Source organism: Sanguibacter sp. Z1732 (genome assembly GCF_051020515.1).
In the GTDB taxonomy this organism is placed as follows: domain Bacteria; phylum Actinomycetota; class Actinomycetes; order Actinomycetales; family Beutenbergiaceae; genus CALKWS01.
Window position 1 is genome coordinate 3,702,415 of the sequence record NZ_CP194857.1, and the last position, 26,529, is coordinate 3,728,943.

The following is a 26,529-nucleotide window of genomic DNA, read 5'->3' on the forward strand; positions in this document are numbered from 1 at the left end:
CGCGGCTAGAGGTACTGGCCGGTGGGGCGCACGGACTCGATGGTGCGGCCGGCCTCGGGTGAACCCTTGTGCTGAACGATCGTGCGGATGAACACGATCTGCTCACCCTTCTTGCCCGAGACCCGCGCCCAGTCGTCGGGGTTGGTGGTGTTGGGCAGATCCTCGTTCTCCTTGAACTCCTCCATCGCGGCGTCCAGCAGGTGTTCCACGCGGATGCCCCGCACCCCGGAGGCGAGCAGGTCCTTGATGGCCTTCTTCTTGGCCCGGTCCACCACGTTGGCGATCATCGCCCCGGAGTTGAAGTCCTTGAAGTACAGGATCTCCTTGTCCCCGCTGGCGTAGGTGACCTCGAGGAACTGGTTGTGCGGTTCGGTGGCGTACATCCTGCCCACCACCTGCTCGATCATCGCCGCCACGGCACAGTCCGCGTTGCCGTCGTGCTCGGCCAGGTCGTCGGGGTGGATCGGCAGGTCGGCCGTGAGGTACTTGCTGAATATGTCCCGCGCGGCCTCGGCGTCGGGTCGTTCGATCTTGACCTTCGCGTCCAACCGCCCGGGCCGCAGGATCGCCGGGTCGATCATGTCCTCCCGGTTGGAGGCACCGATCACGATGACGTTCTCCAGCCGTTCCACACCGTCGATCTCGCTGAGCAACTGGGGCACGATCGTGGTCTCCACGTCCGAGGACACCCCGGTGCCGCGGGTGCGGAACAGCGACTCCATCTCATCGAAGAACACCACCACCGGGATCCCCTGGGAGGCCTTCTCCCGGGCCCGGGAGAAGATGAGGCGGATGTGCCGCTCGGTCTCCCCGACGAACTTGTTCAGCAGTTCGGGGCCCTTGACGTTGAGGAAGTAGGACCGCGCCCGACCGGCGGCGTCGGTTTCGGCGTCCTGGGCGGTGGCGGTCCTGGCCAGCGAGGTGGCCACCGCCTTGGCGATCAGGGTCTTTCCGCACCCGGGCGGGCCGTACAGCAACAGCCCCTTGGGGGGTTTGAGACCGTGTTCGCGCGGAACAGTTCCGGGTGGGCGAACGGCAGCTCCACGGCGTCCCGGATCTGGTCGATCTGGGCCGCCAGGCCACCGATGTCGGAGTAGTCCACGTCCGGGACCTCCTCCAGCACCAGGTCCTCCACGTCCGAACGCAGGATTCGCTCGAAGGCGAACCCGGTGCGCCCGTCCACGGTCAGGGTGTCCCCCACCCGTACGTGCTCGTCCTGCAGCGACCCGGCCAGTCGCACCACGCGCTCCTCATCGGAGCGGCCCAGCACCAGAGCCCGGTCCTTGTCGAGCATCTCCCGGACCGTGACCAGTTCCCCGGCCGGCTCGAACCCGCCGACGCCGACCACGGTCATCGCCTCGTTCAGTTGCACCTCCTGGCCCAGGGTCAACTCCTCCAGGGCCACCGAGGGTGAGACCCCGAGCCGCAACTTGCGGCCGGCGGACATCACATCGGCGGTGCCGTCGGAGTGCGCGCGCACGAACAGTGCATAGGACCCCGGCGGCTTGCTCATCTCCTCCAGTTGGGTGCGCAACTCCACCAGTTGGGAACGCGCAGCGCTCAGTGCCTCGACCAGGCGTTCGTTCTTGCCGGCGAGGTCGATCGCCTGCTGGCGCAGTTCACGCTCGCGCCCCGAGGGCGCCCCACCGGTGTCCACTGAGGGCATCGAAACCTCCTGGTCACCACTGTAAGCCAGGACCGACGACGACGTCGCAGCGGAGTCGGCCTGGTGGCCGCACCCTGATCAGGGGGCTGGGTCTTGGTCAGGGGCTGGGGCTGGGTCGGCCCCGGCACCGGATCGTTCTTCCGGTGGGTTCGGGGAGTCGGCGGCGGCCGCGCGCCGGCGCTGCTCGCGGCGCACCTTGCGCAGTCGCTTCGCGCTCAGGTCCCGCTCGGCCAGGTCAGCGGAGAGAGCGGCCTCGTCGAAGTCGGCCGCCGGTTCGGAGTAGGCCCCCGGCGCCGGACGACGACGGCGCAGCGGTGCCGGGGTGCCCGGTGCCATCCGCCCTGGTGGTGAGCAGGAATCCGGTGTGGCCGATCATGCGGTGCTCGGGCCGCACCGCCAGGCCCTCCAGGTGCCAGCCGCGCACCATCGACTCCCAGGCCACCGGCTCGGTGAACCGCCCGTCGGCCTTCAGGTCCTCGGCCAGCCGGGAGAGTTGGGTGGCGGTGGCCACATAGGCCAGCAGTACCCCACCGGGGGCGAGCGCGACGGCGCACACCTCCAGGTTCTCCCACGGCGCCAGCATGTCCAGCAGGATCCGGTCCACCGAGCCCGGTTCGGCGCGCTCGGGCAACACCTCGGCCAGGTCCCCTACCGCCAGTTCCCACGCGGGGTGGTCACCGGCGAAGAAGTCGGTCACGTTGCCCTGGGCGATCTCGGCGAAGTCGGCGCGACGCTCCACCGACAGCAGCGAACCGTGATCACCCACCGCCCGCAGCAGCGACAGGGTCAGCGCCCCCGAACCCACCCCGGCCTCCACCACGCGCGCCCCGGGGTAGATGTCGGCCTGGGTGACGATCTGCGCGGCGTCCTTGGGGTAGATCACCGCGGCACCACGGGGCATGGACAGCACGTAGTCACTCAGCAGTGGTCGCAGCGCCAGGTAGGCCACCCCGCCACTGGTGGTGACCACGCTGGCCTCGGGCGCACCGATCAGTTCGTCGTGGGCGAAGGAGCCCCGGTGGGTGTGGAAGACCTTGCCGGTCTCGAGCACGATGGTGCTCAGCCGTCCCTTGGGGTCGGTCAGTTGCACCTTGTCGCCCGGTCGCAGCAGGCCTCGGCGGACCTGGGCTCCGGTAGGGATGTCGTGGCTCACGGCCGGTGAGTCTACGCGCCCAGCGCGTCGATGACGTGCTTCACGTCGAGCACCCCGCGGATGCCGGTCCGCCCGCTCGCCGGCGCGCCGAGCACGACGATCGTGCCGGCACCTGCCTGTGCAGCCCTGGCGACCTGGGCGACCGCCTCACTTCCGCGGGTGGTGGAGATCACCGCCACCGGGGGCACCGGCACCGAGACGGCGCCGAGCGTGGTGTACGGCCGGGACGGCGCGGGCACCGAAGCGGCGGCCTGGTGCTGGACCAGTCCGGTCGGGGCGCCGTCGGCGGCGGTCAGCACGGTCACCGTGTGGCCCCCGCCGGCGCGGTCCCAGTCGGTCAGGCTGGTGGTCTCGGGCAGCACGAGCGCCGGTTGCACCAGGGCGCTCAGATCCACTCCGGCGGTGGCTCGTTGGGCCTTGGCCCGGCGCACCTCGGCCTGCGCACCGAACCACAACACCCCGGCGATCAGCACTGCCCAGACCAGGCGGAACGTGCCGGCTGCGCCCAGCAGCAACGGCCACAGGCCCCAGAGGGCCACCCCCAGGGCCAGCACCTGGCCGCCACGGGCGGCCACCATCGTGCCGCTGGCGCGGTTGCCGGTGAGTTTCCAGACCGCCGCCTCCAGGATCCGGCCCCCGTCCATCGGCAGGCCCGGGAGCAGGTTGAACGCCGCCAGGACGGCGTTGACGTACACCACCGCGGAGAGCATCACATCGGCGTCGCTTCCCCGGCCGGCTGTGATCGGTATCCACATGAGCCCGGCGATCAGGGCGTTCGCGGCCGGTCCGGCCACCGAGACCACAGCCGAGCGGCCCGGCCGGTCCAGGCCGTGGTCGAAGGCGGTGTGCCCGCCCCACAGGGTGAGCACGTACTCGGTCACGGGCACCCCGTAGAGCCGGGCGGTGAGCCCATGAGCCACCTCGTGGACCAGGATCGAAGCCAGCAGACCCGCCGGCAGCAGCGCCGCGATGAGATAGGTCCGCGGCGAGTCGCCGAGCAGCGCCTGGAAGGTGGGCAGGAAGAGCACATACAGCACCGCCCCGAGCACCACCGAACCGGGCCCGAGGATCAGCGGCGTTCCCGCGATCCGCCCGATCCGCCAGCCCCGGGTGCGTGAGCGTCTCATCCCCGCCTGGTGCTTCCGGGCATCCTCACCGGCGCTGCCGGCAGGCGGTGAGGATCTGGCGCAGGTGGTGTACCGATACCCCCTCGAGGGTGTCCAGCAGGACCCTCCCGGGTGCGGCGGGGATGGGCAGCAGCGCCGGAACCCCGATGGTGCAGGCGCCTGAGGCCTGCGCGGCGGTCAGCCCCGGGACGGAGTCCTCGATCGCGATCGAGCCGGCGGCGCTGACGCCCAGCCGGTCCATCGCAGTGAGATAGGGCTCGGGGTGCGGCTTTCCGTTGCTGACGGTGTCACCGGTGACCACGGCGGAGAAGGTGCCCTCGGGCAGGGAGTCGATGAACACCTCGGCCAGTTGCGCGTACGACATCGTGACCAGTGCCAACGGCACGCGCCGGGCGCGCAGTTCGTGCAGGAGTTCGGCCGCCCCGGGTCGCCATGGGATGCCGCCGTCCGCGACCCGGAGGGTGACCCGGTCCAGCAGGGTCTGCACGATCTCCTCGGTGGTGCCGCGGATCCCGGCCCGTTCGCGCAGGTGCTGGGCCGAGACCGACAAGGGCAGCCCCACCAGTTCCAGGGCGAGGGACTCATCCCAGGTTCCCCCGTGTTCGGCGCACAGTTCCTGCTCAGCGGCGAGCCAGTGCGGCTCGGAGTCCATCAGGGTGCCGTCCATGTCCCATAGGACCGCTTCCAGTGGGTACCGCGGCTCAAGGGTCTCCTGACCTGCGAGAACGCTCTGAGAAGGGACATCCAAGGTGGGCTCCAGCCGTCGTCATCCGCGAAACGATGTGCAGGAACAGGCTAGTCGCATCGAAGTGCCCGGTACCGCCACCGGATCAGCCGTGGTCGAAATGCTCGTGACGTGACCCCACCTTGCGGGCCACCGTCAGATGGCCCCCGAGTTGACCTGCGGCTGCCAGGGCGCCATTGGCGAGCACGCTGAGCGCCACACCGGCACCGTGACGACCGCGGCGGCGCAGCAACCAGGAGGCAGCGTGCAGCCCGAGGGCCACCGAGTTGGCGCCGGCGTGTACCAGGCCCACCCGCCGGCTGCGGGTGTCGGTGCCGGCCCACTCGGCCCACCCGGTGATCGCGGTCGGCAGCGCTGCCAGGATGCCGAAGCCCAGCAGTCGCCTGGCGGCGGGGCGGGCGCGGGCGCCGCCGGTCACGTCCAGCACCGCCGTGCTGAGCCAGGCGCCGATCGGTGCGTCGCTGAGCAGGGGATGCAGTGCGTGTCCCAGTGCATGACCGTGCAACATCCGCCGCCGGCCCGCATCGGCGACCAGTGCATCAGCCAACGGCTGGACCGAATCGGCGTAGTCGTCCAACACGTCGGCTTCTTCGATCCGACTCATCATGCGGACCAGCGTGGGCAGTTGTGCGTCAGGGGTGCCCCACGTGCATCCCGGGCAATCCGGTAGGCGTGACCGAGCGGGCCGTTGAACTGGCTCGCGCCGCGGGCCGGATAGGACCGTCTCACAGCGGCCGGGGCATCCCGATGCGCACGTGCACCAGTGGGGAGAAGTGCACCACCGGTGGCGCGTGCGGGTGCGGTAGTGCGTTCGCGGCGAACAACGCGGCCGGATCACACCTGGCCCGCGCGGTGTGCAGCGGCCAGGGCTCGTGCTCGATCGGGGTGCGCCAGATCCGACCCCACGCATGGCTGTACCCGTTCCACCTCCCGGTGAGAAAGTCCTCGAGCGGGCTCGGATCCTCGATCCGCTCGCCGGCCTCCACCTCCGCGCCGAACCACCCATGGCCCGCTCGGCGCCGGGAGGTGTACTGCACCACGCGGCCGCGCTCACGCTGATCCGTGGTCGAGCGCTGGTAGGGCAGGCCGAGTTGGCGCAGCAGCACGGTGACGGGCAACCGTGAACACTCCAGGGAGAAGAACCAGACCCCGTCGTGCCCGTCTTCGTCGCGTACGTATGTACGCACGTTCACCTCGGTGAAGTCCGGCACGAGCGCGAAAGCGCCCTCCGGTGCACCGAAGTACTGCATCCGGAAGGGCGTGATGCTCACCCATGCGGCGTCCTCGAAGGTGTCCACCGCCAGATCCGGCGGTATCAACGCCTGCAACCTCGCCGCCTCGATGGGCCAGTGCAGGAAGGTCAGGTCTCGCCAGTGCTGAACATTGACCGCGACGGGTACCCGGTGCTCCGGATGTCGACTGGGCATCGTGATCCTCCGCCTCTGCCGGTGCCACCGGATCCGCAGATGCTGAGCAGTACGGGACGGCTTAGCCTCGAATATGGTTTCTCACGCCAACTCCGACCGCAACCCCGCACCCGAGGTTCCGTCCGCCTCCCTCCTGGACGGGCTACGTGCGCTGACCCGGGTTCTGATGCCGGTGGCGGCCGGCGGTGCGATCGTGCGCCGCCCGCGGATGATGCTGCTCTCCCAGAAGGCGGGCCTTGACAAGCGAGCTGTGCGCACCATGCAGCACCTGCGAGACCGTTACGGCCCCGGACCGGTTCAGGTGCGGATGCCCTGGCGCCGGTTCACCTTCCTCCTGGAACCGGACCAGGTGCACCGGGTGCTGAACGAGTCACCGGAACCGTTCTCCCCTCCACCCGCGAGAAGCGCGGGGCCCTGGGTCACTTCCAACCCGAGGGGGTGCTCATCTCCTCCCCCGAGGAACGCACCGTCCGCCGCCCCTTCAACGAACAGGTCCTGCAACCGCAGCGCCGTCCCCATGAGCACGGGCAGCGGATGCACGAGGTGGTCGCCGAGGAGATGAACGCCCTGCTGGACCATGCCCGCCTCAGCGGCACCCTGGACTGGCCGGTGTTCGCGACCGCCTGGCACCGCATGGTCCGCCGCGTCGTCCTCGGCGATACAGCCCGCCGCGACCACGCCGTCACCGACGATCTGCTGCGCCTGCGCAAGGACGCCAACTGGTCCTTCCTCAAACCTGCCCGAACGAGGCGCCGGCAACGGTTCCTGGAGCGGCTGGCAGACTACGTGGAGCGGGCCGAGCCGGGCAGTCTGGCCCAGATGGTGGCCCGCACCCCCGGCCCCGAGGGCACCGCCAAGCACCACCAGATCCCGCAGTGGCTGTTCGCCTTCGACGCCGCGGCCTGGGCCACCTACCGTGCGTTAGCGCTCCTGGCCACCCATGACGGGCATGCGGGCACCGCCCGGGAAGAGGTCGAAGCCGCGGGGGCCGGCGCTGACTTTCCGTACCTGCGTGCCTGCATCCTGGAGTCACTGCGCCTGTGGCCCACCACCCCCGCGATCCTGCGAGACACCACCCAGGCCACGACCTGGGCCGGCGGGATGCTCCCCGCCGGTGCCTCCATCATCGTGTTCGCCCCGTACTTCCACCGCGACCACGCCCGCATCTCCCGCGCGCACCGGTTCACCCCGGACCTGTGGCTGCGCGCGCGCACCGACGAGGACTGGCCGCTGGTGCCGTTCAGCGGTGGGCCCGCGATGTGCCCGGGGCGGAACGTGGTACTGCACACCGCCGGCGCGGCGTTGGCGCAGCTGGTCAGCGCCGAGGAGTTCACGCTGGTGGATCCACCGCTGAGCCCCCGGCGGGCACTGCCCGGTGGGATCAGCCCGTTCCACCTGCGATTCCGGCTCTCCGGGCCGTGACGACGTAGGCTATTGGGGTGAGTTCCGTCCCCCGCCACCGCCGTAGCGAAGAGCCCGACCCGGCCGATGAGATCCCCCCTGCCATGATGCTGGCCTCCTTCGAGGGCTGGAATGACGCCGGTTCCTCGGCGAGCACCGCGCTGAAGATGATCGCCGATGCCTGGGACGCCCGGGAGATGCGCGAGATCGACCCGGACTCCTACCACGACTTCCAGGTGAACCGACCGGTGGTCCGACGCACCCCGGACGGCTCCCGCGCGCTGACCTGGCCCTCCACCACCATCTCGGTGACGGTGACCCCGCAGACCGGTCGGCGCCTGGTGCTCGCCCGCGGCACCGAACCCTCACTGCGTTGGCGGGCCTACTGCAACGAGTTGCTGGACGCCGCCGAGGACCTGGACGCGGGCACCATCGTGTGCGTGGGCGCCCTGCTGGCCGACGTGCCGCACACCCGGCCGATACCGGTGCAGACCAGTTCGGACGACCCGCGCGTGCAGGCCCTGCTCGGGGTGGAGGACGGCGACTACGAGGGACCCACCGGGATCGTGGGTGTGCTGGCGCAGATGGCGCTGGACCGCGGCCTGCACTCCTTGTCCATCTGGGCCGCCGTTCCGCACTACGTTGCCCAGCCCCCTTCCCCGAAGGCCACCCTGGCCCTGCTGACCGCTCTGGAGGAACTCCTCGGTGAGCCCGTGCCCACCGGGGACCTGGTAGAGGACTCCCGGGCCTGGCAGGACGGGGTGAATGAACTCGCCGAGGAGGACCCGGAGGTGGCCGAGTACGTGCGCCAACTGGAGGAGGCCAAGGACACCGCCGACCTTCCCGAGGCAAGCGGTGAAGCCATCGCGCGCGAGTTCGAGCGGTTCCTGCGCCGCCGCGACACCGGCGGCGGACCCATCTCCGGGAGTTGACCCCGGTTTCAGCCTGCTACTGCGCCCCCACCGGCGCGCAGGTCCACACCGAGCAGAGCATCGACGGCGTCCGCCACCAGGGCGGCATCGGCGGCGGTGGAGGTCCCGTCCGCCCAGGCGTCCACGGCCGCGAGGGCAGCCGGCGTGTCCAGATCCTCGGCGAGCGTCGAACGGACGCGGGCGAGGACGTCCTCGCCCGCCGAGCCCGCTCCCGAACCCGGCTCGCGGCCGGTGGCCTCGGCGCGCTGCAGCGCCCCCTGCCAGCGCTCCAAGCGCCGGGTGGCTTCGGTGAGCAGTCCGGTGGTGTACTCCCAGTCCACGGAATAGTGGTTGGCCAGGACCGCCAGGCGGATGGCCGCCGGTGGTACGTCGTCCAGCAGGTCGGAGACGAATACCAGGTTGCCCAGGGACTTGCTCATCTTCTCGCCCTGGTAGGCCACCAGGCCGGTATGCACGAACGACGACGCCGGCTCAGGAGTCCCTGTCAGCACCCGCAGGTGGGAGGTGCTCATCTCGTGGTGGGGATAGATCAGGTCGGTGCCCCCGCCCTGGACGTGGAATGGCACGCCCAGGAAGCGCTCGGCGATCACCGCGCACTCGATGTGCCAACCGGGGCGGCCCCGGCCCAGCGGACCGCCGTCGAAGTCCGGTTCGTCCGGGCGGGCGGCGCGCCACAGCAGTGGGTCCCTCGGGTGCTTCTTGCCGGGCGCCTCCGGGTCACCGCCGCGTTCGGCGAAGTAGCGGTCCATGGTGGCCTCATCGAGCCGCCCGACACTGCCGGCCCGGTCATCGGCGGCGATGTCGGCGTAGATGTCCGGTCCCCGCTCGTCGTCCCGCGGATGTACCCGGTACGCCCCACCGGCCTGCAGCATCCGCGCGACCGCCTCGGCCACCAGGTCCGTGGTCTCGGCCACCCCGATGTAGTGATCCGGGGCCAGCACGCGCAGCGCGCTCATGTCAGAGACGTACAGGGCCACCTGGTCCCGGGCCAGTTCCTGCCACGACACGCCGGTCTGGCGGGCCCGCTCCAACAGCGGGTCGTCCACGTCGGTGACGTTCTGCACGTAGTTCACCTGCAGGCCGGCATCACGCCAGGCGCGGACCAGGGTGTCGAAGGCGATGTAGGTGGCTGCGTGGCCCAGGTGGGTGGAGTCGTACGGGGTGATTCCGCATACGTAGATCCGCGCCTGCTCCTCCCTCACGGGTTGGGCCAGGCCACCGGTGAGGGTGTCGCGAACCCGGGGCGCGATACCGCCGGCAGGAAGGGTGGGCACGAGAGGGGAAGACCAGGACTGCACGTACCTCACCCTATCGGCGAAATGAGGGCATCCTCCGGCAGCGCTGTCAGCACCCCGGCGGCCAACAGACCGAACACCACCGCAGCCAGGATGATCCGGTAGATCACGAACGGCAGGTAGGAGTAGGTGGACACGATGCGCAGGAACGCGATGATCACCACGTAGCCCACCACTGCGGCCACGAGGGTGGCGAGTGCGGTATTCGCCGGCCCCGCCTGACCGCCGGTGCCGGCGGAGCGGATCAGCTGGAAGAATCCCGAACCCATCACCGCCGGGATCGCCAGCAGGAAGGAGTACCGCGCGGCCGCCTCCCGGGTGTAGCCCATCAGCAGCCCCGCGGTGATGGTGCCGCCGGACCGGGACACCCCCGGGATCAGCGCCATCGCCTGGGCCAGGCCGAACAACAGCCCGTGCTTCCAGGTCAGTTCCCCCAGGGTGCGCCGCTTGGCTCCCACCCGGTCCGCCCAGCCCAGGATCAGGGCGAAGATGGCCAGCACGGCGGCGGTGATGTACAGGTTCCGCAGCGCGTATTCGATGGTGTCGGCGAACGTCAGACCGGCGATCACGATCGGCAGGGAACCCAGAATGATCAGCCAGCCCATCCTGGCGTCGGGATCATCGGTGGAGGTCTGCCGCCGCCAGGGCCCGATCGGCAGCGATTTGAACCAGTGACGGATAATCCGGGCGATGTCCTTGCGGAAGTAGACCAGCACCGCGGTCTCCGTGCCGATCTGGGTGATCGCGGTGAACGCAGCACCCGGGTCGGTGCCGCCGGGCAACAACTCCCCCACGATTCGCAGGTGCGCGCTGGAGGAGATCGGCAGGAACTCCGTGAGCCCCTGCACCAATCCCAGAATGATCGCTTCCCACCATGTCACGACGCCCAAGACTAGACGTCCCGGACCGGTAGCCTTCACTGCCATGGACCTTCGGCGTGTGGGCAACAGCGGACTGCGGGTGGCCTCTGTCGGCCTGGGCACCCTTACCTGGGGCCGCGACACCGATGAACACGAAGCCGAGGAGCAGCTCCGGGCCTACCTCGATGCCGGCGGCAACCTGGTGGACACCTCGGCCACCTATGGCGACGGCACGGCCGAGGAGGTCATCGGCGCGCTCCTGGAACGCAGCGTGGACCGGGAAGAGGTGCTGCTGTGTTCCAAGGCCGGGGTGCGCACCGATGCCGCCGGCACCCGCCCGGACACCTCTCGCGGGGCGCTGCTGGACTCCCTGGACGCCTCGCTGGACCGGCTGGGCACCGACCACCTGGACCTGTGGCTGGTGCAGGCCCCGGACGGGAGCACCCCGTTACGGGAGACGCTTTCGGCGCTGCGTGCGGCGGTGGCGTCCGGGCGCACCCGGTACGTGGGGCTGTCCAACTTCCCGGCCTGGCAGCTGGCCCGGGCGGCGACCCTGCTGGACACCGACGAGACGTTCCTGACCGCTGCGCAGATGGAGTACTCGCTGCTGCAGCGCGGCATCGAGCGGGAACTGGTGCCGGCCGCCGATGCCTGCGGCGTGGGCATCCTGGCCTGGTCCCCGTTGGGACGTGGGGTGCTGTCGGGCAAGTACCGCCGCTCGGTGCCGGCTGACTCCCGGGGAGCCTCTCCGCACCTGCGGGGCTTCGTCGAGCCGTACCTGACCGCTCACGCCCGCTCTGTGGTGGAGGCCGTGTCCACCGCCGCCGAGGGGCTGGGCCGCTCCCCCATCGAAGTAGCCCTGGCCTGGGTGCGGGATGCACCCGGGGTGGCCTCCGCCGTCGTCGGGGCTCGTAGCCCGGCACAGTTGCGCGGTTCGCTGGCCGCATCCGACCTGGAACTACCCGGGCAGATCCGGCAGGTGCTCGATGAGGTCACCGAGGTGGAGTTCGGCTATCCCGAGCGACGATGATCGCGCCCGCGCGTTTCTCAGCGGTCGGCGTCGGGTTCGTCGAGTTCGTCCACCGCCGGCAGATCGTCGTCGTCATCGTCGTCCACATCGATGACGACGACGTCGACGTCCCAGTCGTCGTCATCGTCGTCGCCGTCGTAGACGACGAACGGGGTGTCCACCTCGTAGGCGTCGTACAGCGCCTCGTCATAGGTGTCGAAGGCGTCCATGAGCGTGTCGGCGGCGTCGATGACGGCCGGAGCGTCGCCGTCCCGGGCCCCGGCGACAGCGTGCAGGTGCGCCGTGAAGGCAGCGAAGAGCCGGTCCAGGGCGGCCTGCGGGTCAGTTGCCATATGCGCACGGTAGCGCGCATTGACCACGGGCGACAGACCTATAAGGTGTGCCCATGCAGGACGTGTCGATACTGCCGGCGCAGGCCGGCTCGGCTCATTACGAAACGCGGGTGTTCACCCTCCCCGCCCGATCCAGCAGGCACGATGTGCGCCGGTTGCTCACCGAGCACGCCGAGTACGGGCGCTGGGAACTGGCCCGGTTGTGCCTGTACGCCGGCGGGGAGCGCAAGGTGTGGCTTCGCCGCAAGATCTACCGGGTGCACTCCACGCTCTGAGCGGGCTCAACAGGTGCGCAGGAACCGCTCCAGCACGCGCACCCCGAACTCCAGCGAGGCCACCGGTACCCGCTCGTCCACACCGTGGAACATCCCGGCGAAGTCCAGTTCGGGGGGCAGCAGGAGCGGGACGAACCCGTACCCGGTGATGCCCAGTTTCGACAGGGCCTTGTTGTCGGTACCGCCGGACAGCATGTACGGCAGCACCACCGCACCGGGGTCCTCGGCGTCCAGGGCGGCGATCATCGCCTCGACCAGGTCTCCTTCGAAGGGGACCTCCAACGCGGTGTCGCGGTGGATCGGCTCCACCCGAACGTGCTCACCGGCAAGTTCGGCGATCTTGTTCACGGTGGCTTCCTCCTGTCCGGGCAGGAACCGCACGTCGATGGTCGCCTCGGCGCTGCCGGGGATCACGTTCGCCTTGTACCCGGCGTCGAGCTGGGTGGGGTTGGCGTTGCCGGACAGGGTGGCTCCGACGAACTTGCTCGCCCCACCCAGGGAGTTGATCAGGACCTGCAGGTCCTCGGGGTTGTCCGGGTCCACGGTGGTGCCGGTCAGTTCGGCTACGCCGTCCAGGAGTTTGCGCACGGTGGGGCCAAGGGTGATGTCCCACTGGTGCGCCCCGATCCGGGCCACGGCCGCGGCCAGGTGGGTGACGGCGTTCTCGGTGTTGATCTGCGAACCGTGGCCGGCGCGGCCCTCGGCGATCAGCCGGGTCCAGGCGATGCCCTTCTCGGCGGTCTGCAGCAGGTAGGCCCGGCGCCCCCGTTGACCTCCACACTGAAACCGCCGACCTCGCTGATCGCCTCGGTGGCTCCCTCGAACAGTTCGGGCCGGTTGTCCACGCTCCAGTGCGACCCCCACACCCCGCCGGCTTCCTCATCGGCGAAGAAGGCCACCACCAGGTCCCGGGGCGGGCGCCAGCCGGTGCGCTTCATGTCGCGCAGGACCGCCAGGATCATCGCGTCCATGTTCTTCATGTCCACGGCTCCGCGGCCCCAGATCATCCCGTCCATCTCGTCACCGCCGAACGGGTCCATCTTCCAGTCCTGGGCTTGGGCGGGCACCACGTCGGTGTGCCCGTGCACCACCAGCGCGGGCCGTTCCCGGTCGGTTCCCGGGATGCGCAGCACCACATTGGCACGCCGGTCGGTCGACTCGAAGTACTCCGGGTCCCAGCCGACCTCGGTCAGCTTCTCCATCACGAACTCACCGGCCTCCCGCTCCCCCGGGCCGGACCCATCGCCATAGTTGGAACTGTCGATCCGGATCAGCGAACGGCACAGGTCCACCACATCGAGTTCAGGGGTCATCTCTTCCACCAATCCACGTCGTTCCGGCACGGGTGGGCACAAGGCCGCATCTGTTCGCACGATACCGGTCGCGGGTGGGGCACCGCCGACGGCGATCGGAGGCTGCCGTATCCGGCGTGTCAGTATCCGAAGGCCAACGGCGCCTCGTCGTCGGTCTCCACCCACATCGACTTCGCCTGGGTGTACTCCGCCCGTCCGTCGGTTCCGCTGGAGCGGCCGAACCCGCTGTCGGCGAACCCACCGATGGTGACATCACGCCCAGTTTTCGCGCGCCGCGGCGCGGATCGAACCCAGTCTGGCCACCACTGCGACGTTGCGCAGAGCACGGTCATCGAGCACTCGCCGAGTGTGACACAGCCCACGGGGGCACCTGGGGGTCTCAGGGGCGCCCAGACCTGTGCGGCGGATCGGCGCGGATTGCCGCTCGAGGCCGCAGGAGCCCAAGTTCACGCCCACCGAAGGCGTGTGAAGTTCCACGGCCGACACGGCGCCACCATGTTGAGTACGGGTTAACACCTTGTACACTGGTCACCGCCGGGAAAGAGTCCCCGTCCCCCTCGGAGACGTTGAGATCCCGGCTAAGTCGCGACGGCCGAACGGCCCCCCTCTGAACGGCCGGTCGCGCGACGGCCCCGAGGCCTTGCCTCGGGGCCGTCTTATGTCTGCGGCCGCCGATGTGACCGGTTACCCGCCCGAGGACGACGCAGCAGGCCGGGTGCACAGGTGTGCGCAGGCCGCAATGGAAGCCGCGGCGAGGGTGTCCCGCACCACGCCCGCGGCAGTGTGCGCGGGGCGTCCGGGACCCTGTTCGCGTGATATCTTGGCGGGCGTCGTTTGGAGTTCACAGGACACGAGCGACACCCAGGTCCAGGTGGCGGAATTGGCAGACGCGCTAGCTTGAGGTGCTAGTGCCCTTTATCGGGCGTGGGGGTTCAAGTCCCCCTCTGGACACTCACATCTAGACACATCTAGACCCTTCTCGTAGCAGTAAACCGCATCATTTGGCGGTTCTCGCGGTCTTGGTTTCGCATCCTATGGCATCTAGTTCCACGGCGATACCCCCGCTGCGCAGCACACTAAATGGCACACCGATTAGCACACCAGCCGTAGCGGGGCACCGCCAACTGTCCCCCATCACCGAGGACGTCGAGGTGGCCCCAGGGCTGGTTTACCGGCCGCCCCGGAAAGCGGGACTAGTTGAGGGTCAAGCACCGCGAAACCCGTGAGTCATCTGCCTGCGCATGGGTCTAAGCCTGGATCCACCGATGTAGAAGCGGCGTTGGTGAGCGTGGGGGCATGAGAATGCCCCTCTGACCTGGGAAGATGCGACTTATCTAAGGTCCGTATCGCCAGCTCAAGAGGGGCATCTCGTAGATGCAACTGTCTCATACCCATTCCGTGACTTCCGCGAGGTTCGACGAGCCCAATCTCGTATCGTCAGCCGGCCTGGTCCCGCTGGTCGCGCTGGCTGACAGAGCCGGTCTACGCGAGTTGGGCGATGAGCACCTGAGCGTGCCGGGTGACAAGGGCGCCAACGCGGGCCTGAAGCTGTCCTCGCTGGTGGCGGGCATGGCCACCGGCGCCGACAGCATCGATGACATGGCCGTGCTTCGCCACGGCGCGATGGGCAAGATCTTCGACCGCCCCTACGCGCCCTCGACGTTGGGCTCGTTCCTGCGCACGTTCACCTTTGGTCATGTCCGCCAGGGCGACGCGGTGGCATCCCGGTTCCTCATCAACCTCGCCGCGGACAGCGCACTGCTCGGCGACCAGCAGGAGGGCAGCGACACCGTGATGGTCGATATCGACGACACCATCATCGAAGTCCACGGCTACGCCAAACAGGGCGCATCGTTCGGCTACTCCGGAGTCCGGGGCCTGAACGCGCTGCTGGCAACCGTCTCGGCCGGGGACTTCGCGCCGGTGATCGCCGCCCAGCGACTGCGAAAGGGCAGCGCTGGCTCGGCGCGTGGCGCGGCCCGGCTGGCCATCGACGCACTGGCCCTGGTGAGCCGCACCCAACTCGCCGGCCGTGACGTGTTGGTGCGCACCGACTCGGCGTTCTACTCCCACGCGATGGTCGCCTCGGTGCTCGGCACCGGGGCTCAGGTATCGATCACTGCGCGGATGGACCAGCCTGTCAAGCGAGCCATCGCAGCCATCGCCGACGACGCCTGGCAGCCGATCAAGTACACCGAGGCCATCTACGACCAAGACACCGACCGGTGGATCTCTCGGGCTGAAGTCGCCGAGATCCCCTTCACTGCGTTCTCCTCCCGCAAGAAGGCCGAGCAGATCCCCGGCCGGCTGGTGGTCCGTCGCATCCCCGAGCTCAACCCCAACAAGAGCGACGGCCAGGCGACACTGTTCGACCTCTGGCGCTTCCACGCCTTCTTCACCACCACCCCGTCCACCGAGCGCGACACCGTCGTTGCCGACCAGGTCCCCGCCGCCGTCACGCGATCATCGAGAACGTCAACGCCGACCTCAAAGCCTCCGCGCTGGCCCACATGCCCTCGGGAGTGTTCAACGCCAACGCCGCCTGGCTCATCTGCGCCGTGATGGCCTTCAACCTCACCCGCGCCGCCGCCACCCTCACCCAGACGCCCTCACTGCTGCGAGCCACGACCCCCACGATCCGGCGCAAGCTCATCAACATCCCCGCCCGGGTCGCCAGCACCGCGCGACGACTACATCTGCACCTACCGCTCAACTGGCCATGGGCACAGGCCTGGGTCGCGCTCTACGACGCCGTGTTCCCCGCCCGAGCCCCGGCGCCTTGACCCCCTCTTCCTGCCCCTCCGACCGAAAGCCAAGTGGAAATGCCGGACAGACCGGCTACTGCCGCGCGCCTTCAACCGCCCACATCACGCCAGCGCCGATTCAGGACCCGGCGCCCAGCCCATCGGTGGATCGAGGCTAAGTAGACCGCTATTGCGTGCCAGCGGTCCGCAGGTGCGCACCATCCGCACCGCAACGGCCTGCTACTCCTCGCTGTACCGACGTGCCGGCGGCCCTCCAGCGGTCTGTTTGTTCGCCATGACTCCATCCTCGCTTCCAAGGTCTGGAGTCTCCACCGAACCCAGTACGGTTCAGTTGCAAAACCCGCTGAACTGCGCCCACCCGCTTGGGACCGGATCCCACTGAAACCGGCGCTCCAGTCCAATGAGGCCGACGAGGGACGTGTGCTAGATGTGATAAATGTGAATATCGGTGTAGATGTTCACAAAGCTATTGGTGTGCCCTACGGTGTGCATGTGACAGGTCAACACGACACGCCGAAGCACTAGGCGCAGTTTCTCTCGGGATGGAGCGGTATGGGTTCAGCGCGGCCCGCACGTCGTGGTGTGGCATTCGTTTCTGCGCTTCTGTTGGGCGTCGGGCTCGGTGTCGGCTCAGCGGCTGCTAGTCCGCAGATCCCCAGCGAAGATGAGATCGACCAGTCCTGGCGGCAGGTCGAGGGTACTGCCGGGCAGGTAGCACAGCTTGAGGTACAACTGGCCGCCAACGCGGCTGACGTGGAGACCGCGCAGCAGGACGCGGCGATCGCCACCGACCAGTACAACCAGGCCGTGGTCGACCTGCAGGACGCCGAGGCCGCTGCGCAAACTGCCGCCGCCGACGCCGAGCGCGCGGATGCCGAGTTGCTGGTGGCCAGCCAGGACGTGGCCCGCCTGGCCATGGCCGCCTATCGCGACAACGGTGGGCTGGGCCACCTGGAGATGTTGGTCTCCTCCAGCGGAGTCAGCGATGTGCTCTACCGGGCCTCCGCCTTCGATCGGCTTGGGGGCGGTGCAGACGATGCGTTCCAGCGGTTGGACGCCGCTGAGATCATTGCCGCGCTGATGCACCTGCGCGCCGAGGAAGCGCTTGCCGAGCAGGCCGAGGTGGCGGCCGAACTCGAGATCGCCCACGACGAGGCCGAGCAGGCAGTCGCACACGCCGAACAGACCCAACAGGACACCCAGGCCCAACGCGGCGTGCTGATCGGGGAGTTGGCGCAGTTGCGCCAGACCTCCTACGAACTCGAGGAGCAACGTCAGGATGGGCTGGAGCAGCAGCGGCGGGAGCGGGAGAATGCCGCGGCAGCCGCAGCGCTGAACGTGCAGCCGGCGGCATCGGAATCGGATGTCTCCGCAGACGCAACTGGTGAGGACTCCGGTGGTGTCGACTCTGCTGATGAGGGCTCTGCTGCTTCCGACGACTCCGCGGACTCGGGACGTGCTGAGTCCGAAGACGACAGTTCCGATGGCCCCGGGGACTCCACCCCTTCACCAAGTCCGAGCCCAAGTCCAAGCCCGAGTCCGAGCCCGAGCCCAAGTCCGAGTCCGAGCCCGACCACCCCTCCTTCGGACGATGGCGGCTCCGGTAACGGTGACTCTGGCAGCGAGGACTCGGGTAACAGCGGTGGCAGCAATGGCGGCACCGGCGGGTCCGCTGCCAGCACCGGCCAGGCCGCGCTGAACTGGGCCATGGGCCAACTTGGTACGCCCTACCAGTGGGGTGGTGCCGGCCCGAACGGATATGACTGCTCCGGCCTGACTATGCGGGCATACCAGAACGCCGGGGTCAACCTGCCGCGTACCTCCAGGGAACAGTACGACGCCGTCAACAAAGTGCCTTTGGACCAGAGGCGACCCGGCGATCTGATCTTCTACTCCAACAACGGGCAGGCCAGTGGCATCTACCACGTGGCAATCTACGCCGGGAACGGCATGCGGGTGCAGTCTCCCCGGCCAGGTTCAACGGTAGAACACGTAACGGCATGGTGGACCAACGTGCTGCCGATGGCCGGCCGCCCCTGACCGGGCACAAGTTCAACTCGAGTTCGATAACGGTCGAGTTCGATGACTTGTGTTAAGTCGCAGGACATCGGTGCCGAAGACCAGCCGCACGGCGTCGGAGTCGGTTGACAAAGCCCTGGGCAGTTCGGCCTGCATGCTGGCCGGCCAGGTGTGCGGACCGGACCGGCACGTGCCACATGCGGGCGGCTATGTGCGGGACTGTCCAAGTTCGACACTTCTGTCATAGGCGGTACGCACCTGCTCCAGGTCCACACCGGCCCGCACGCAGTCGGCGATGCCGGCGGGGCCGAGGTTGCGGTCCAGGTAGGCCCCGAAGTCGGGCTCGTCTTTACCGGCCGGCACCCACCGGGCGCACTCGGTAGCGTTGTTGCCGGCGAAGGTTGCCGCCGTCTGCAGGTCTCCTGCCAGTCCGATTTCGTCCAGGTGTGCAAGTTCATCGGCGTCGAGTCCGCGGTTCCAGCGCTGGATGCAGCCTTTGCGCCATCCGGGTCCGCGACGGGCCATCGGCTCGGGCAAGTCGTACGGCATTTCGGAGGGGTGGGCGCGGGTCAGTTCACTGCCCGCCCAGTGGGAGTCCTCACCGACGAAGCCGAATGCTCCCCGGTATGGGTCGTGCCAGGCGCGGGCGTCGGAGGCCAGCCACGCCGGCGACGCAGGTGCGTGGCACCCAGTGGGTAGCCGAGTGCACCACGGCCAGGGGCTTGCGGGCGGCTTGCCCCGGTGAGCGGTCAAACGGGGACTCTTGTGACATGTGCGCTGCGATGTCCGAATCGAGTCATCTGCCGACGACGGTGGCTTAAGGCGCAAGTTGCAGGGCCACATCTGAGGTGACGCGGGGCAACTCGGCGAACTGGCCACCGCTCGGTTGGCCTAAGCCTCGATCCACCGATGGGCTGGGCGCCGGGTCCTGAATCGGCGCTGGCGTGATGTGGGCGGTTGAAGGCGCGCGGCAGTAGCCGGTCTGTCCGGCATTTCCACTTGGCTTTCGGTCGGAGGGGCAGGAAGAGGGGGTCAAGGCGCCGGGGCTCGGGCGGGGAACACGGCGTCGTAGAGCGCGACCCAGGCCTGTGCCCATGGCCAGTTGAGCGGTAGGTGCAGATGTAGTCGTCGCGCGGTGCTGGCGACCCGGGCGGGGATGTTGATGAGCTTGCGCCGGATCGTGGGGGTCGTGGCTCGCAGCAGTGAGGGCGTCTGGGTGAGGGTGGCGGCGGCGCGGGTGAGGTTGAAGGCCATCACGGCGCAGATGAGCCAGGCGGCGTTGGCGTTGAACACTCCCGAGGGCATGTGGGCCAGCGCGGAGGCTTTGAGGTCGGCGTTGACGTTCTCGATGATCGCGTGACGGCGGTGGACCTGGTCGGCAACGACGGTGTCGCGCTCGGTGGACGGGGTGGTGGTGAAGAAGGCGTGGAAGCGCCAGAGGTCGAACAGTGTCGCCTGGCCGTCGCTCTTGTTGGGGTTGAGCTCGGGGATGCGACGGACCACCAGCCGGCCGGGGATCTGCTCGGCCTTCTTGCGGGAGGAGAACGCAGTGAAGGGGATCTCGGCGACTTCAGCCCGAGAGATCCACCGGTCGGTGTCTTGGTCGTAGATGGCCTCGGTGTACTTGATCGGCTGCCAGGCGTCGTCGGCGATGGCTGCGATGGCTCGCTTGACAGGCTGGTCCATCCGCGCAGTGATCGATACCTGAGCCCCGGTGCCGAGCACCGAGGCGACCATCGCGTGGGAGTAGAACGCCGAGTCGGTGCGCACCAACACGTCACGGCCGGCGAGTTGGGTGCGGCTCACCAGGGCCAGTGCGTCGATGGCCAGCCGGGCCGCGCCACGCGCCGAGCCAGCGCTGCCCTTTCGCAGTCGCTGGGCGGCGATCACCGGCGCGAAGTCCCCGGCCGAGACGGTTGCCAGCAGCGCGTTCAGGCCCCGGACTCCGGAGTAGCCGAACGATGCGCCCTGTTTGGCGTAGCCGTGGACTTCGATGATGGTGTCGTCGATATCGACCATCACGGTGTCGCTGCCCTCCTGCTGGTCGCCGAGCAGTGCGCTGTCCGCGGCGAGGTTGATGAGGAACCGGGATGCCACCGCGTCGCCCTGGCGGACATGACCAAAGGTGAACGTGCGCAGGAACGAGCCCAACGTCGAGGGCGCGTAGGGGCGGTCGAAGATCTTGCCCATCGCGCCGTGGCGAAGCACGGCCATGTCATCGATGCTGTCGGCGCCGGTGGCCATGCCCGCCACCAGCGAGGACAGCTTCAGGCCCGCGTTGGCGCCCTTGTCACCCGGCACGCTCAGGTGCTCATCGCCCAACTCGCGTAGACCGGCTCTGTCAGCCAGCGCGACCAGCGGGACCAGGCCGGCTGACGATACGAGATTGGGCTCGTCGAACCTCGCGGAAGTCACGGAATGGGTATGAGACAGTTGCATCTACGAGATGCCCCTCTTGAGCTGGCGATACGGACCTTAGATAAGTCGCATCTTCCCAGGTCAGAGGGGCATTCTCATGCCCCCACGCTCACCAACGCCGCTTCTACATCGGTGGATCCAGGCTAAGGGCTGGCGTGCGATGTCCTGATTTCTCATGGTCATCATGTGTGCGGGACGAGTGGAGACGTCGAGGTCACGAGCGGGTGGCCTACTGGTGCCGGTTGTCGTCCAATGGTCCCCTGCTCAGCCAGCAGTACGTGCATTGCCGGGCTCGTGGTGGAGCACCCGCATGGGTACCGATCGCGACGGGGTGAGGTCCAACTTGTCAGAGTTGCAGCCAGGCATGGGGAAACCGTGTTCAGCCAGTCGATGGCCAACCCTCGGCGCGGGGATGATGTGGTCGATGAAGACTCGATGAAGATTCGCCGGTCTCCGATCGTGGCGGCCTGTCCCCGCGTGCGGCGTGGTTAGCCTGGACGAAACCCCTCAAGGGGACGACCCTGCGGCTGGGAGGTTGCTGCGGTGCTCATGCCCGCCGGCCCGGGTCGAACGAAATTCACTAGATCTTGGAGAGCCGTGCCACCCACCACCCGACTCACCACAGTTGTGGGTGGGATTTCGCTTGCCATAACTCTGGCCGCGTGCGGCGATAGCGGGGTTACCCCGTCGAGCGAGCCAGCCAGCGTTACCGCCGTCGAGACGACTGACAGCCCACCGGGAATCGATGACCACGGTTGGCATAACGACGACGACACGATGTTCGCTCAGATGATGATCATCCACCATGAGGGTGCCATCGAGATGGCTGACCTGGCCGTGGAGCGGGCCGACAGCCAGCAGGTGCGTAGTTTGGCTGAGGGCATCTCTGCGGCTCAGGGTCCTGAGATTCGACAGATGACTTCGTGGCTGGAGTTTTGGGACGAAGAGGTCTCCCCGCCGGCGCACGACGTTATGGCTCATGAGGGCATGGAGATGGAGGGTATGAACCAGCAGGAGGCCATGTCCGAGTTGGAGTCGCTCTCGGGTGCTGGCTTCGACCGGCGCTTTTTGGAACTCATGATCGCTCACCATCGTGGTGCGGTCGAGATGGCCGAGACCCATGTGTACGCGGGACAAAACCGCGAAGCGCTGGAACTCGCAAAAACGATCATCATTGACCAGCAAGATGAGATAACCCAGATGGAAGAACTTCTTGAAGGACTCTGACGCCTTGGCTTCGGCGGATAAGTTGCTCCGGCTCCTCCGCTGGTCTCTGATCCCGCTCTCCGGAAGGCAGCAGGCCATCCCGGCTAGAAAGGGCATATACCACCCGAGGGTCCCCGCCGGCGGTCGGAGTGATGTGAGTTCATGATCGAGCCCATTGGACAGACGGTCGCGAGCAAGGCACGCAAACCGCGAGCGTACGCCGCCGGTAAGAGAGTTGGCCGTGCTCGCGTACTAACGCCGAGGGGATGGGTCCTGAGTGTCGTGATGGTTCTGGCGTTGGTGGCTGGATGCACGAGCGCCGATGGCGGGAGCGGCGACGCCGCATCCGATGTCGCGGGTGCCGGATATGTCGCCGGGGATGGCAGCGTGGAGACGTGGGCGGCTGCGGACCGCGGTGCAGCGGTGGACTTGTCCGGGGTGTCCTATGACTCCGAGGACATCGACCTGGCGGACCTGCGTGGTCAGGTGGTGGTGGTGAACTTCTGGTACGCCAATTGCCCCCCGTGCCGCAAGGAAGCCCCCGACCTGGCTGAGTTGTCCGAGCAGTACGAGCCCGACGGCGTGCGGTTCCTGGGAGTGAATCACATCGACGCACCGGGTACCGCTCAGGCTTTCGAGCGGCGTTTCGCCATCCCTTACCCATCGCTGCATGACAGTGAGTCTGCTGGGGTGGCCGCCATGCAGGGGGTGGTGCCGTTGCGGGCGATGCCTACCACGGTGGTGCTGGACCGCGAGGGCCGGGTGGCCGCCCGGATACTGGGGTTGGCCGAGCGCAGCGTCTTGTCCACGCTGATCGCAGAGACGCTGGAGGAGTAATGGGCTGGCTGGAGCAGTTGGGCGCTGATTTCGCCCAGACCATCTATAGCGGTCCGGTGCTGGCCGCGTTGCCGGTGGCGCTGCTGGCCGGACTGGTCTCCTTTGCCTCCCCCTGCGTGCTGCCGTTAGTACCTGGTTACGTGGGTTACGTCTCTGGGATGAGCGGGGCCGATACGCCGGGTCAGGGTGAGGCCGGGCGCGGTTCCAAGATGCGGCTGCTGTTCGGGGTGGGCCTGTTCATTCTCGGGTTCACCGCGGTGTTCGTCGCCCTGACGATGGCGCTGAGCACCGCCGGGTTGTGGCTGGTGCGCTGGCAGGACCTGATCACCCGGCTGCTGGGGGTGCTGGTAGTGGTGTTGGGTTTGGCGTTCATCGGCAAGGTTGGGTTCCTGCAACGGCAGTTGCGTCTGCCGGTCAGCCCCAGGGCTGGGGTGTTGGGCGCTCCGGTACTGGGCGTGGTCTTCGGGTTGGGCTGGACCCCGTGTATGGGTCCCACCCTGGCTGCAGTGCTGGCCCTGGCCCACGACGCCGCTGACCCCGGCCGGGCACTCGTGCTGGTGATCGCCTACTGCCTGGGTCTGGGAGTGCCGTTCGTGATGGTGGGCTTGGGGATGAAGTCCTCGGAGAAGATGATGGGATTCATGCGTCGTCACCGTGTGGTGATCATGCGCACCGGGGGAATCATGCTGGTGCTCATCGGCCTGGCTCTGGTCACTGGGTTGTGGGGGGCGTTGACGCAGTGGATGCAGGGCTACATCGCCAACTTCGAGACGATCATCTGATGCCCGGCTACATCCCAGAGGGCCTGCGCGGCTCGGAGCAAGACGACTCCGGCCTCCCAGCACCGCACGGCCCCGCCCCGTCGGCGGGCAGTGCCGGCGATGCCGTTAAGACCGCGCAGACGTCCGGGGCAACCAGGACCGACCTGGCTGCCCATCAGCGGTCTGCCACGGCAAGTGCGGGCGGGCGAGTTGCGTCGTCGTCGGGTCGTTCCAAGGGATTAGGGGTACGTGGCTGGGCGCGTTGGATGTGGCGCCAGTTGACCAGCATGCGGGTGGCGTTGCTGCTGCTGTTGCTGTTGACGGTGGTGGCCATGCCCGGGGCGTTCTTTCCCCAGCGGCGGGTCGACCCCAACCTGGTGAACCAGTTCTATGCGGACAATCCGACCCTGGCGTCCTGGCTGGACCGGGCGTACATGTTCGATGTGTTCTCCTCGCCGTGGTTCTCCGCGGTCTATCTGCTGTTGTTCACTTCCCTGATCGGGTGCATCGTGCCGCGAAGCATTGCCCATGCCAGGGCGTTGCGGGCCGAACCGACCAAGGTGCCGGCTCGGTTCTCCCGGTTTCCGGTGCGCTCCCAGCGCTTGGTGCACGCAACTCCTGAACAGGTGCGTGCGCGCCTGCATGAAGGCATGGGACGGCGCTACCGGACCAGATTGGGCACCGAGAACAAGCCCAGGCAAGGCGCGGTGCATACTATCTCCGCTGAGCGCGGGTACGGCAAGGAGACCGGCAATATCATCTTCCATCTAGCGTTGGTGGGGCTGCTGGTGGTCACGGCCTGGGGGGAACTGGTGCATTACCGGGGGCAGGCGATGATCACCGAGGGATCCACCTTCGTCAACTCTGCGCTGGACTATGATTTCTTCGAGGCCGGGGGCGTTGTTCGACGTCGATGCGGTGGACCCTTACCGGATCCGTCTTGATGAGTCGTCGTGCCGGAGTTTACCGTCGATGCCCAGGCCCGGGACTTCACCGCCTACGTCACCTTGTTCGAGACCGACGGTACCACCAGCGAGCCGACGATCCGGGTGAACCACCCCCTGAGCGTGGGCGGGTCGCGGGTGTATCTGATGGGCAACGGGTTCGCCCCGGACCTGACCATCATCGATGCCAGCGGGCAGGTCGCCCACGACGGGCCGGTGCCGTTCATTCCGGCCGATGATGACCCGGGGTATGGCTCCACCGGGGTGGTGATGGTGCCCTCTGCGAATGACGGGGAGTTGCAGTTGGCGTTCAATGGCTCGCTGCTGCCCACCGCAGCGCAGGATGCGGAGGGTGCCTATGTGTCCTCGATCCACCCGCTACCGATGGACCCGGTGATGCTGCTGCAGATGTACACCGGGGACTTGGGCCTGGACGAGGGCGTGCCGCGCAATATGTTCGTGCTGGACACCGATGGTCTGGAGCAGGTCATCACTACCGGGCAGGACGGCACCGAAGGTCCGGTGCAACTGGAGCTGCGCCCGGGCCAGAGCGTGGACCTGCCCGACGGGCAGGGTACGTTGACCTTCAACGACCTGCCCCGGTTCGTGGCGTTGGACCTGCGTTATGACCCGGCCCCGCTTTGGCAGGGGATCTTCGCCACGCTGGCTTTCGGCGGGTTGATCGCCGCGCTGTTTCTGCCCCGGCGGCGGATCTGGGTGCGTCTGGTGCCCGGGGAGCGGGGCACGACAGTGGTGCATGCCGCAGCATTGGCGCGCAATGACGACTCAGGTCTGCGCGGTGAACTTGATCGGGTCCTGAGTGTATTGCCCGGTCCGGGCGCAAGGGAGAAAAAATGAACGAGCAACTGGGCACGATTAGCACGTTGTTGATTTACGGCACCATCAGCGCCTACGTGGTGGCGATGGTGGGCTTCGCGGTGGACCTGTCCGGGTTCGGCAAGGGGGCAGACCCGGGCCGGGCCCGCAAGGCGGTGGGCATCGCGATGAGCACCAGTTGGCTCGGGCTGATCTTTCACGTCGGGGCAGTGGTGCTGCGCGCGATCGCCGCCGAGCGGGTGCCGTGGGCGGACATGTATGAGTTCACCCTGATGTCGACGATGTTCACCATGGTGGTGTTCATGGTGGTCAACCGGCACAAGGATGTCCGTTACCTGGGGACGCTGGTCTTGCTGATCAACGTGGTCGCGCTGCTCATTGCTATCACGCTGCTGTACACCGTCGCCGACGGGGTGCAGCCGGCACTGCAGTCCTACTGGCTGGTGATCCACGTATCGGTTGCCTCGCTGGCGACCGCGTTGTTCTGCGTGGGCGCAGCACTGTCAGTGCTGCAACTGGTGCGTGGAGGTGACGAACGACGGCGGGAAGCCGAGCATGCCCAGTCCGGCGGATCAAGGCGGCAGCCGTTAGGCGGCCGCGGTGTCGAGGGCCGTAGCGGTGCGCACGGTGCTCGCACGGGCAGTGCTAGCGCAGGCGCCGACGGCACCCGGGGTGCCACGCTGGTGGCGCAGGAGGCACAGCCCACCGAGGGTGAAGTCGCATCGATGGACCTGGGCGGACAGGAGCCACAGACGTTGCCGGCCCGGCCCACGTTCTGGTCCCGGCTGTTGGACGCCTTCCCCGCAGAGGAGACCCTGGAGCGATTGTCCTACCGGCTGAACGCCGTGGGCCTAGTGGGCTGGACCTTCGTGCTCATCACCGGATCGATCTGGGCCGAGTACGCCTGGGGCCGGGCGTGGGGCTGGGACCCCAAGGAGGTCGTCTCGCTGATGGTGTGGATCATCTATGCCGCATACTGCCACGTGCGGCTGACCACCGGCTGGAGCAAGAAGGCCTTCGCCTACTTCTCCCTGGCCGGGTTCGCGGCACTGATGTTCAACTACTACGGCGTGAACATTTTCATCAACTCCCTGCACTCCTACGCCGGGGTCTGAGCGGGCAACAACTGCGTTCGTCGGGTAGGGGCCAATGGCGGTGACATGGCGGGTCAGTGACGAGGGGCCAG

The 26,529-nt window shown here is 67.9% G+C and carries 19 protein-coding genes, 1 tRNA gene and 5 pseudogenes; 12 read left to right on the forward strand and 13 right to left on the reverse strand.

All coding sequences use genetic code 11. The features are described 5' to 3' along the window. Positions 1-5: 5 nt before the first annotated feature. The 6 genes and pseudogenes from arc to ACRRRO_RS19260 form a co-directional block, all read right to left on the reverse strand. Positions 6-1,666, reverse strand: a pseudogene (gene arc / locus ACRRRO_RS19235) (proteasome ATPase). Positions 1,667-1,744: 78 nt separating this feature from the next. Further along, a pseudogene (locus ACRRRO_RS19240) lies at positions 1,745-2,819 on the reverse strand (tRNA (adenine-N1)-methyltransferase). A gap of 11 nt (positions 2,820-2,830) precedes the next feature. Further along, the gene (locus ACRRRO_RS19245) at positions 2,831-3,946 is read right to left on the reverse strand and encodes a site-2 protease family protein (protein ID WP_424797884.1); all 1,116 of its coding nucleotides are present in this window, start codon (positions 3,944-3,946) and stop codon (positions 2,831-2,833) included. A 25-nt stretch (positions 3,947-3,971) separates the two neighbouring features. Then, positions 3,972-4,694, reverse strand: coding sequence for an HAD family hydrolase (locus ACRRRO_RS19250; RefSeq protein ID WP_424797883.1), 723 nt, complete (start codon positions 4,692-4,694; stop codon positions 3,972-3,974). Positions 4,695-4,776: 82 nt separating this feature from the next. Then, positions 4,777-5,298 carry a DUF2231 domain-containing protein gene (locus ACRRRO_RS19255; RefSeq protein ID WP_434080722.1) on the reverse strand — a complete coding sequence of 174 codons (522 nt, stop codon included), beginning with the start codon at positions 5,296-5,298 and terminating at the stop codon, positions 4,777-4,779. A 118-nt stretch (positions 5,299-5,416) separates the two neighbouring features. Next, a complete protein-coding gene (locus tag ACRRRO_RS19260; RefSeq protein WP_424797881.1) occupies positions 5,417-6,118 on the reverse strand; it encodes a YqjF family protein in 702 nt (233 codons plus the stop codon). Between the two features lie 438 nt (positions 6,119-6,556). Between ACRRRO_RS19260 and ACRRRO_RS19265 the strand changes: the two genes are divergently transcribed. Beyond that, a complete protein-coding gene (locus tag ACRRRO_RS19265) occupies positions 6,557-7,540 on the forward strand; it encodes a cytochrome P450 (protein ID WP_434080723.1) in 984 nt (327 codons plus the stop codon). Positions 7,541-7,623: 83 nt separating this feature from the next. After that, a complete protein-coding gene (locus ACRRRO_RS19270) occupies positions 7,624-8,451 on the forward strand; it encodes a PAC2 family protein (protein ID WP_424797934.1) in 828 nt (275 codons plus the stop codon). Positions 8,452-8,459: 8 nt separating this feature from the next. Here ACRRRO_RS19270 and mshC read toward each other — a convergent pair whose 3' ends face one another. Together mshC and ACRRRO_RS19280 are read right to left on the reverse strand one after the other, a co-directional pair. Beyond that, on the reverse strand, positions 8,460-9,749 hold the full coding sequence (gene mshC / locus ACRRRO_RS19275) for a cysteine--1-D-myo-inosityl 2-amino-2-deoxy-alpha-D-glucopyranoside ligase (protein WP_424797879.1): 1,290 nt from the start codon (positions 9,747-9,749) through the stop codon (positions 8,460-8,462). A 5-nt stretch (positions 9,750-9,754) separates the two neighbouring features. Then, positions 9,755-10,627, reverse strand: coding sequence for an undecaprenyl-diphosphate phosphatase (locus tag ACRRRO_RS19280; RefSeq protein ID WP_424797878.1), 873 nt, complete (start codon positions 10,625-10,627; stop codon positions 9,755-9,757). A gap of 43 nt (positions 10,628-10,670) precedes the next feature. On the opposite strand from ACRRRO_RS19280, the gene ACRRRO_RS19285 reads away from it, so the two are divergent. Further along, the gene (locus ACRRRO_RS19285; protein ID WP_424797877.1) at positions 10,671-11,636 is read left to right on the forward strand and encodes an aldo/keto reductase; all 966 of its coding nucleotides are present in this window, start codon (positions 10,671-10,673) and stop codon (positions 11,634-11,636) included. Between the two features lie 17 nt (positions 11,637-11,653). Here the strand turns inward: ACRRRO_RS19285 and ACRRRO_RS19290 are convergent, their stop codons facing one another. Further along, entirely contained in the window at positions 11,654-11,968 is a 315-nt protein-coding gene (locus tag ACRRRO_RS19290) for a DNA primase (RefSeq protein ID WP_424797876.1), read from the reverse strand. A gap of 53 nt (positions 11,969-12,021) precedes the next feature. On the opposite strand from ACRRRO_RS19290, the gene ACRRRO_RS19295 reads away from it, so the two are divergent. Beyond that, positions 12,022-12,243 carry a DUF5703 family protein gene (locus tag ACRRRO_RS19295; protein ID WP_424797875.1) on the forward strand — a complete coding sequence of 74 codons (222 nt, stop codon included), beginning with the start codon at positions 12,022-12,024 and terminating at the stop codon, positions 12,241-12,243. A 6-nt stretch (positions 12,244-12,249) separates the two neighbouring features. Here the strand turns inward: ACRRRO_RS19295 and ACRRRO_RS19300 are convergent. Then, positions 12,250-13,556, reverse strand: a pseudogene (locus ACRRRO_RS19300) (M20/M25/M40 family metallo-hydrolase). A 119-nt stretch (positions 13,557-13,675) separates the two neighbouring features. Continuing rightward, positions 13,676-13,888 (reverse strand): hypothetical protein, encoded by a 213-nt coding sequence (locus ACRRRO_RS19305; RefSeq protein ID WP_424789167.1) that lies wholly within the window; start codon positions 13,886-13,888, stop codon positions 13,676-13,678. Positions 13,889-14,421: 533 nt separating this feature from the next. On the opposite strand from ACRRRO_RS19305, the gene ACRRRO_RS19310 reads away from it, so the two are divergent. From ACRRRO_RS19310 to ACRRRO_RS19320, 3 genes and pseudogenes are all read left to right on the forward strand, one after another. Then, positions 14,422-14,507 (forward strand) — tRNA-Leu (locus ACRRRO_RS19310). 423 nt (positions 14,508-14,930) lie between these two features. Then, positions 14,931-16,339: pseudogene (locus ACRRRO_RS19315) on the forward strand (IS1380 family transposase). Positions 16,340-16,903: 564 nt separating this feature from the next. Further along, positions 16,904-18,361, forward strand: coding sequence for an NlpC/P60 family protein (locus ACRRRO_RS19320; RefSeq protein WP_424789168.1), 1,458 nt, complete (start codon positions 16,904-16,906; stop codon positions 18,359-18,361). Positions 18,362-18,547: 186 nt separating this feature from the next. Here the strand turns inward: ACRRRO_RS19320 and ACRRRO_RS19325 are convergent, their stop codons facing one another. Both ACRRRO_RS19325 and ACRRRO_RS19330 read right to left on the reverse strand, forming a co-directional pair. Next, complete coding sequence (locus ACRRRO_RS19325) at positions 18,548-18,889, reverse strand: hypothetical protein (protein ID WP_424789169.1); 342 nt, start codon at positions 18,887-18,889, stop codon at positions 18,548-18,550. A gap of 483 nt (positions 18,890-19,372) precedes the next feature. Further along, entirely contained in the window at positions 19,373-20,779 is a 1,407-nt protein-coding gene (locus tag ACRRRO_RS19330; RefSeq protein WP_424798336.1) for an IS1380 family transposase, read from the reverse strand. Positions 20,780-21,355: 576 nt separating this feature from the next. Between ACRRRO_RS19330 and ACRRRO_RS19335 the strand changes: the two genes are divergently transcribed. The 5 genes and pseudogenes from ACRRRO_RS19335 to ccsB all read left to right on the forward strand — a co-directional run bounded on the left by ACRRRO_RS19335 (position 21,356) and on the right by ccsB (position 26,458). Next, a complete protein-coding gene (locus ACRRRO_RS19335; protein WP_424789170.1) occupies positions 21,356-21,985 on the forward strand; it encodes a DUF305 domain-containing protein in 630 nt (209 codons plus the stop codon). A 264-nt stretch (positions 21,986-22,249) separates the two neighbouring features. Then, entirely contained in the window at positions 22,250-22,801 is a 552-nt protein-coding gene (locus tag ACRRRO_RS19340) for a TlpA family protein disulfide reductase (protein ID WP_424789171.1), read from the forward strand. Beyond that, positions 22,801-23,583 (forward strand): cytochrome c biogenesis CcdA family protein, encoded by a 783-nt coding sequence (locus ACRRRO_RS19345; protein WP_424789172.1) that lies wholly within the window; start codon positions 22,801-22,803, stop codon positions 23,581-23,583. The genes ACRRRO_RS19340 and ACRRRO_RS19345 overlap by 1 nt, the downstream gene beginning before the upstream one ends. A 266-nt stretch (positions 23,584-23,849) precedes the next feature. Beyond that, positions 23,850-25,364, forward strand: a pseudogene (resB, locus tag ACRRRO_RS19350) (cytochrome c biogenesis protein ResB). Next, positions 25,361-26,458 carry a c-type cytochrome biogenesis protein CcsB gene (gene ccsB / locus ACRRRO_RS19355; RefSeq protein WP_424790819.1) on the forward strand — a complete coding sequence of 366 codons (1,098 nt, stop codon included), beginning with the start codon at positions 25,361-25,363 and terminating at the stop codon, positions 26,456-26,458. The pseudogene resB and the gene ccsB overlap by 4 nt, the downstream one beginning before the upstream one ends. Positions 26,459-26,529: the final 71 nt, after the last annotated feature.

Excerpts from the sequence above, each read along its gene's own strand:
- ACRRRO_RS19245 (WP_424797884.1), bottom strand. The coding sequence starts at position 3,946 with ATGAGACGCTCACGCACCCGGGGCTGGCGGATCGGGCGGATCGCGGGA.
- ACRRRO_RS19255 (WP_434080722.1), bottom strand. The coding sequence starts at position 5,298 with ATGATGAGTCGGATCGAAGAAGCCGACGTGTTGGACGACTACGCCGAT.
- ACRRRO_RS19260 (WP_424797881.1), bottom strand. The coding sequence starts at position 6,118 with ATGCCCAGTCGACATCCGGAGCACCGGGTACCCGTCGCGGTCAATGTT.
- ACRRRO_RS19270 (WP_424797934.1), top strand. The coding sequence starts at position 7,624 with ATGATGCTGGCCTCCTTCGAGGGCTGGAATGACGCCGGTTCCTCGGCG.
- ACRRRO_RS19285 (WP_424797877.1), top strand. The coding sequence starts at position 10,671 with ATGGACCTTCGGCGTGTGGGCAACAGCGGACTGCGGGTGGCCTCTGTC.
- ACRRRO_RS19290 (WP_424797876.1), bottom strand. The coding sequence starts at position 11,968 with ATGGCAACTGACCCGCAGGCCGCCCTGGACCGGCTCTTCGCTGCCTTC.
- ACRRRO_RS19295 (WP_424797875.1), top strand. The coding sequence starts at position 12,022 with ATGCAGGACGTGTCGATACTGCCGGCGCAGGCCGGCTCGGCTCATTAC.
- ACRRRO_RS19305 (WP_424789167.1), bottom strand. The coding sequence starts at position 13,888 with ATGACCGTGCTCTGCGCAACGTCGCAGTGGTGGCCAGACTGGGTTCGA.
- ACRRRO_RS19325 (WP_424789169.1), bottom strand. The coding sequence starts at position 18,889 with ATGCCGTACGACTTGCCCGAGCCGATGGCCCGTCGCGGACCCGGATGG.
- ACRRRO_RS19330 (WP_424798336.1), bottom strand. The coding sequence starts at position 20,779 with ATGCAACTGTCTCATACCCATTCCGTGACTTCCGCGAGGTTCGACGAG.
- ACRRRO_RS19340 (WP_424789171.1), top strand. The coding sequence starts at position 22,250 with ATGGTTCTGGCGTTGGTGGCTGGATGCACGAGCGCCGATGGCGGGAGC.
- ACRRRO_RS19345 (WP_424789172.1), top strand. The coding sequence starts at position 22,801 with ATGGGCTGGCTGGAGCAGTTGGGCGCTGATTTCGCCCAGACCATCTAT.
- ccsB (WP_424790819.1), top strand. The coding sequence starts at position 25,361 with ATGAACGAGCAACTGGGCACGATTAGCACGTTGTTGATTTACGGCACC.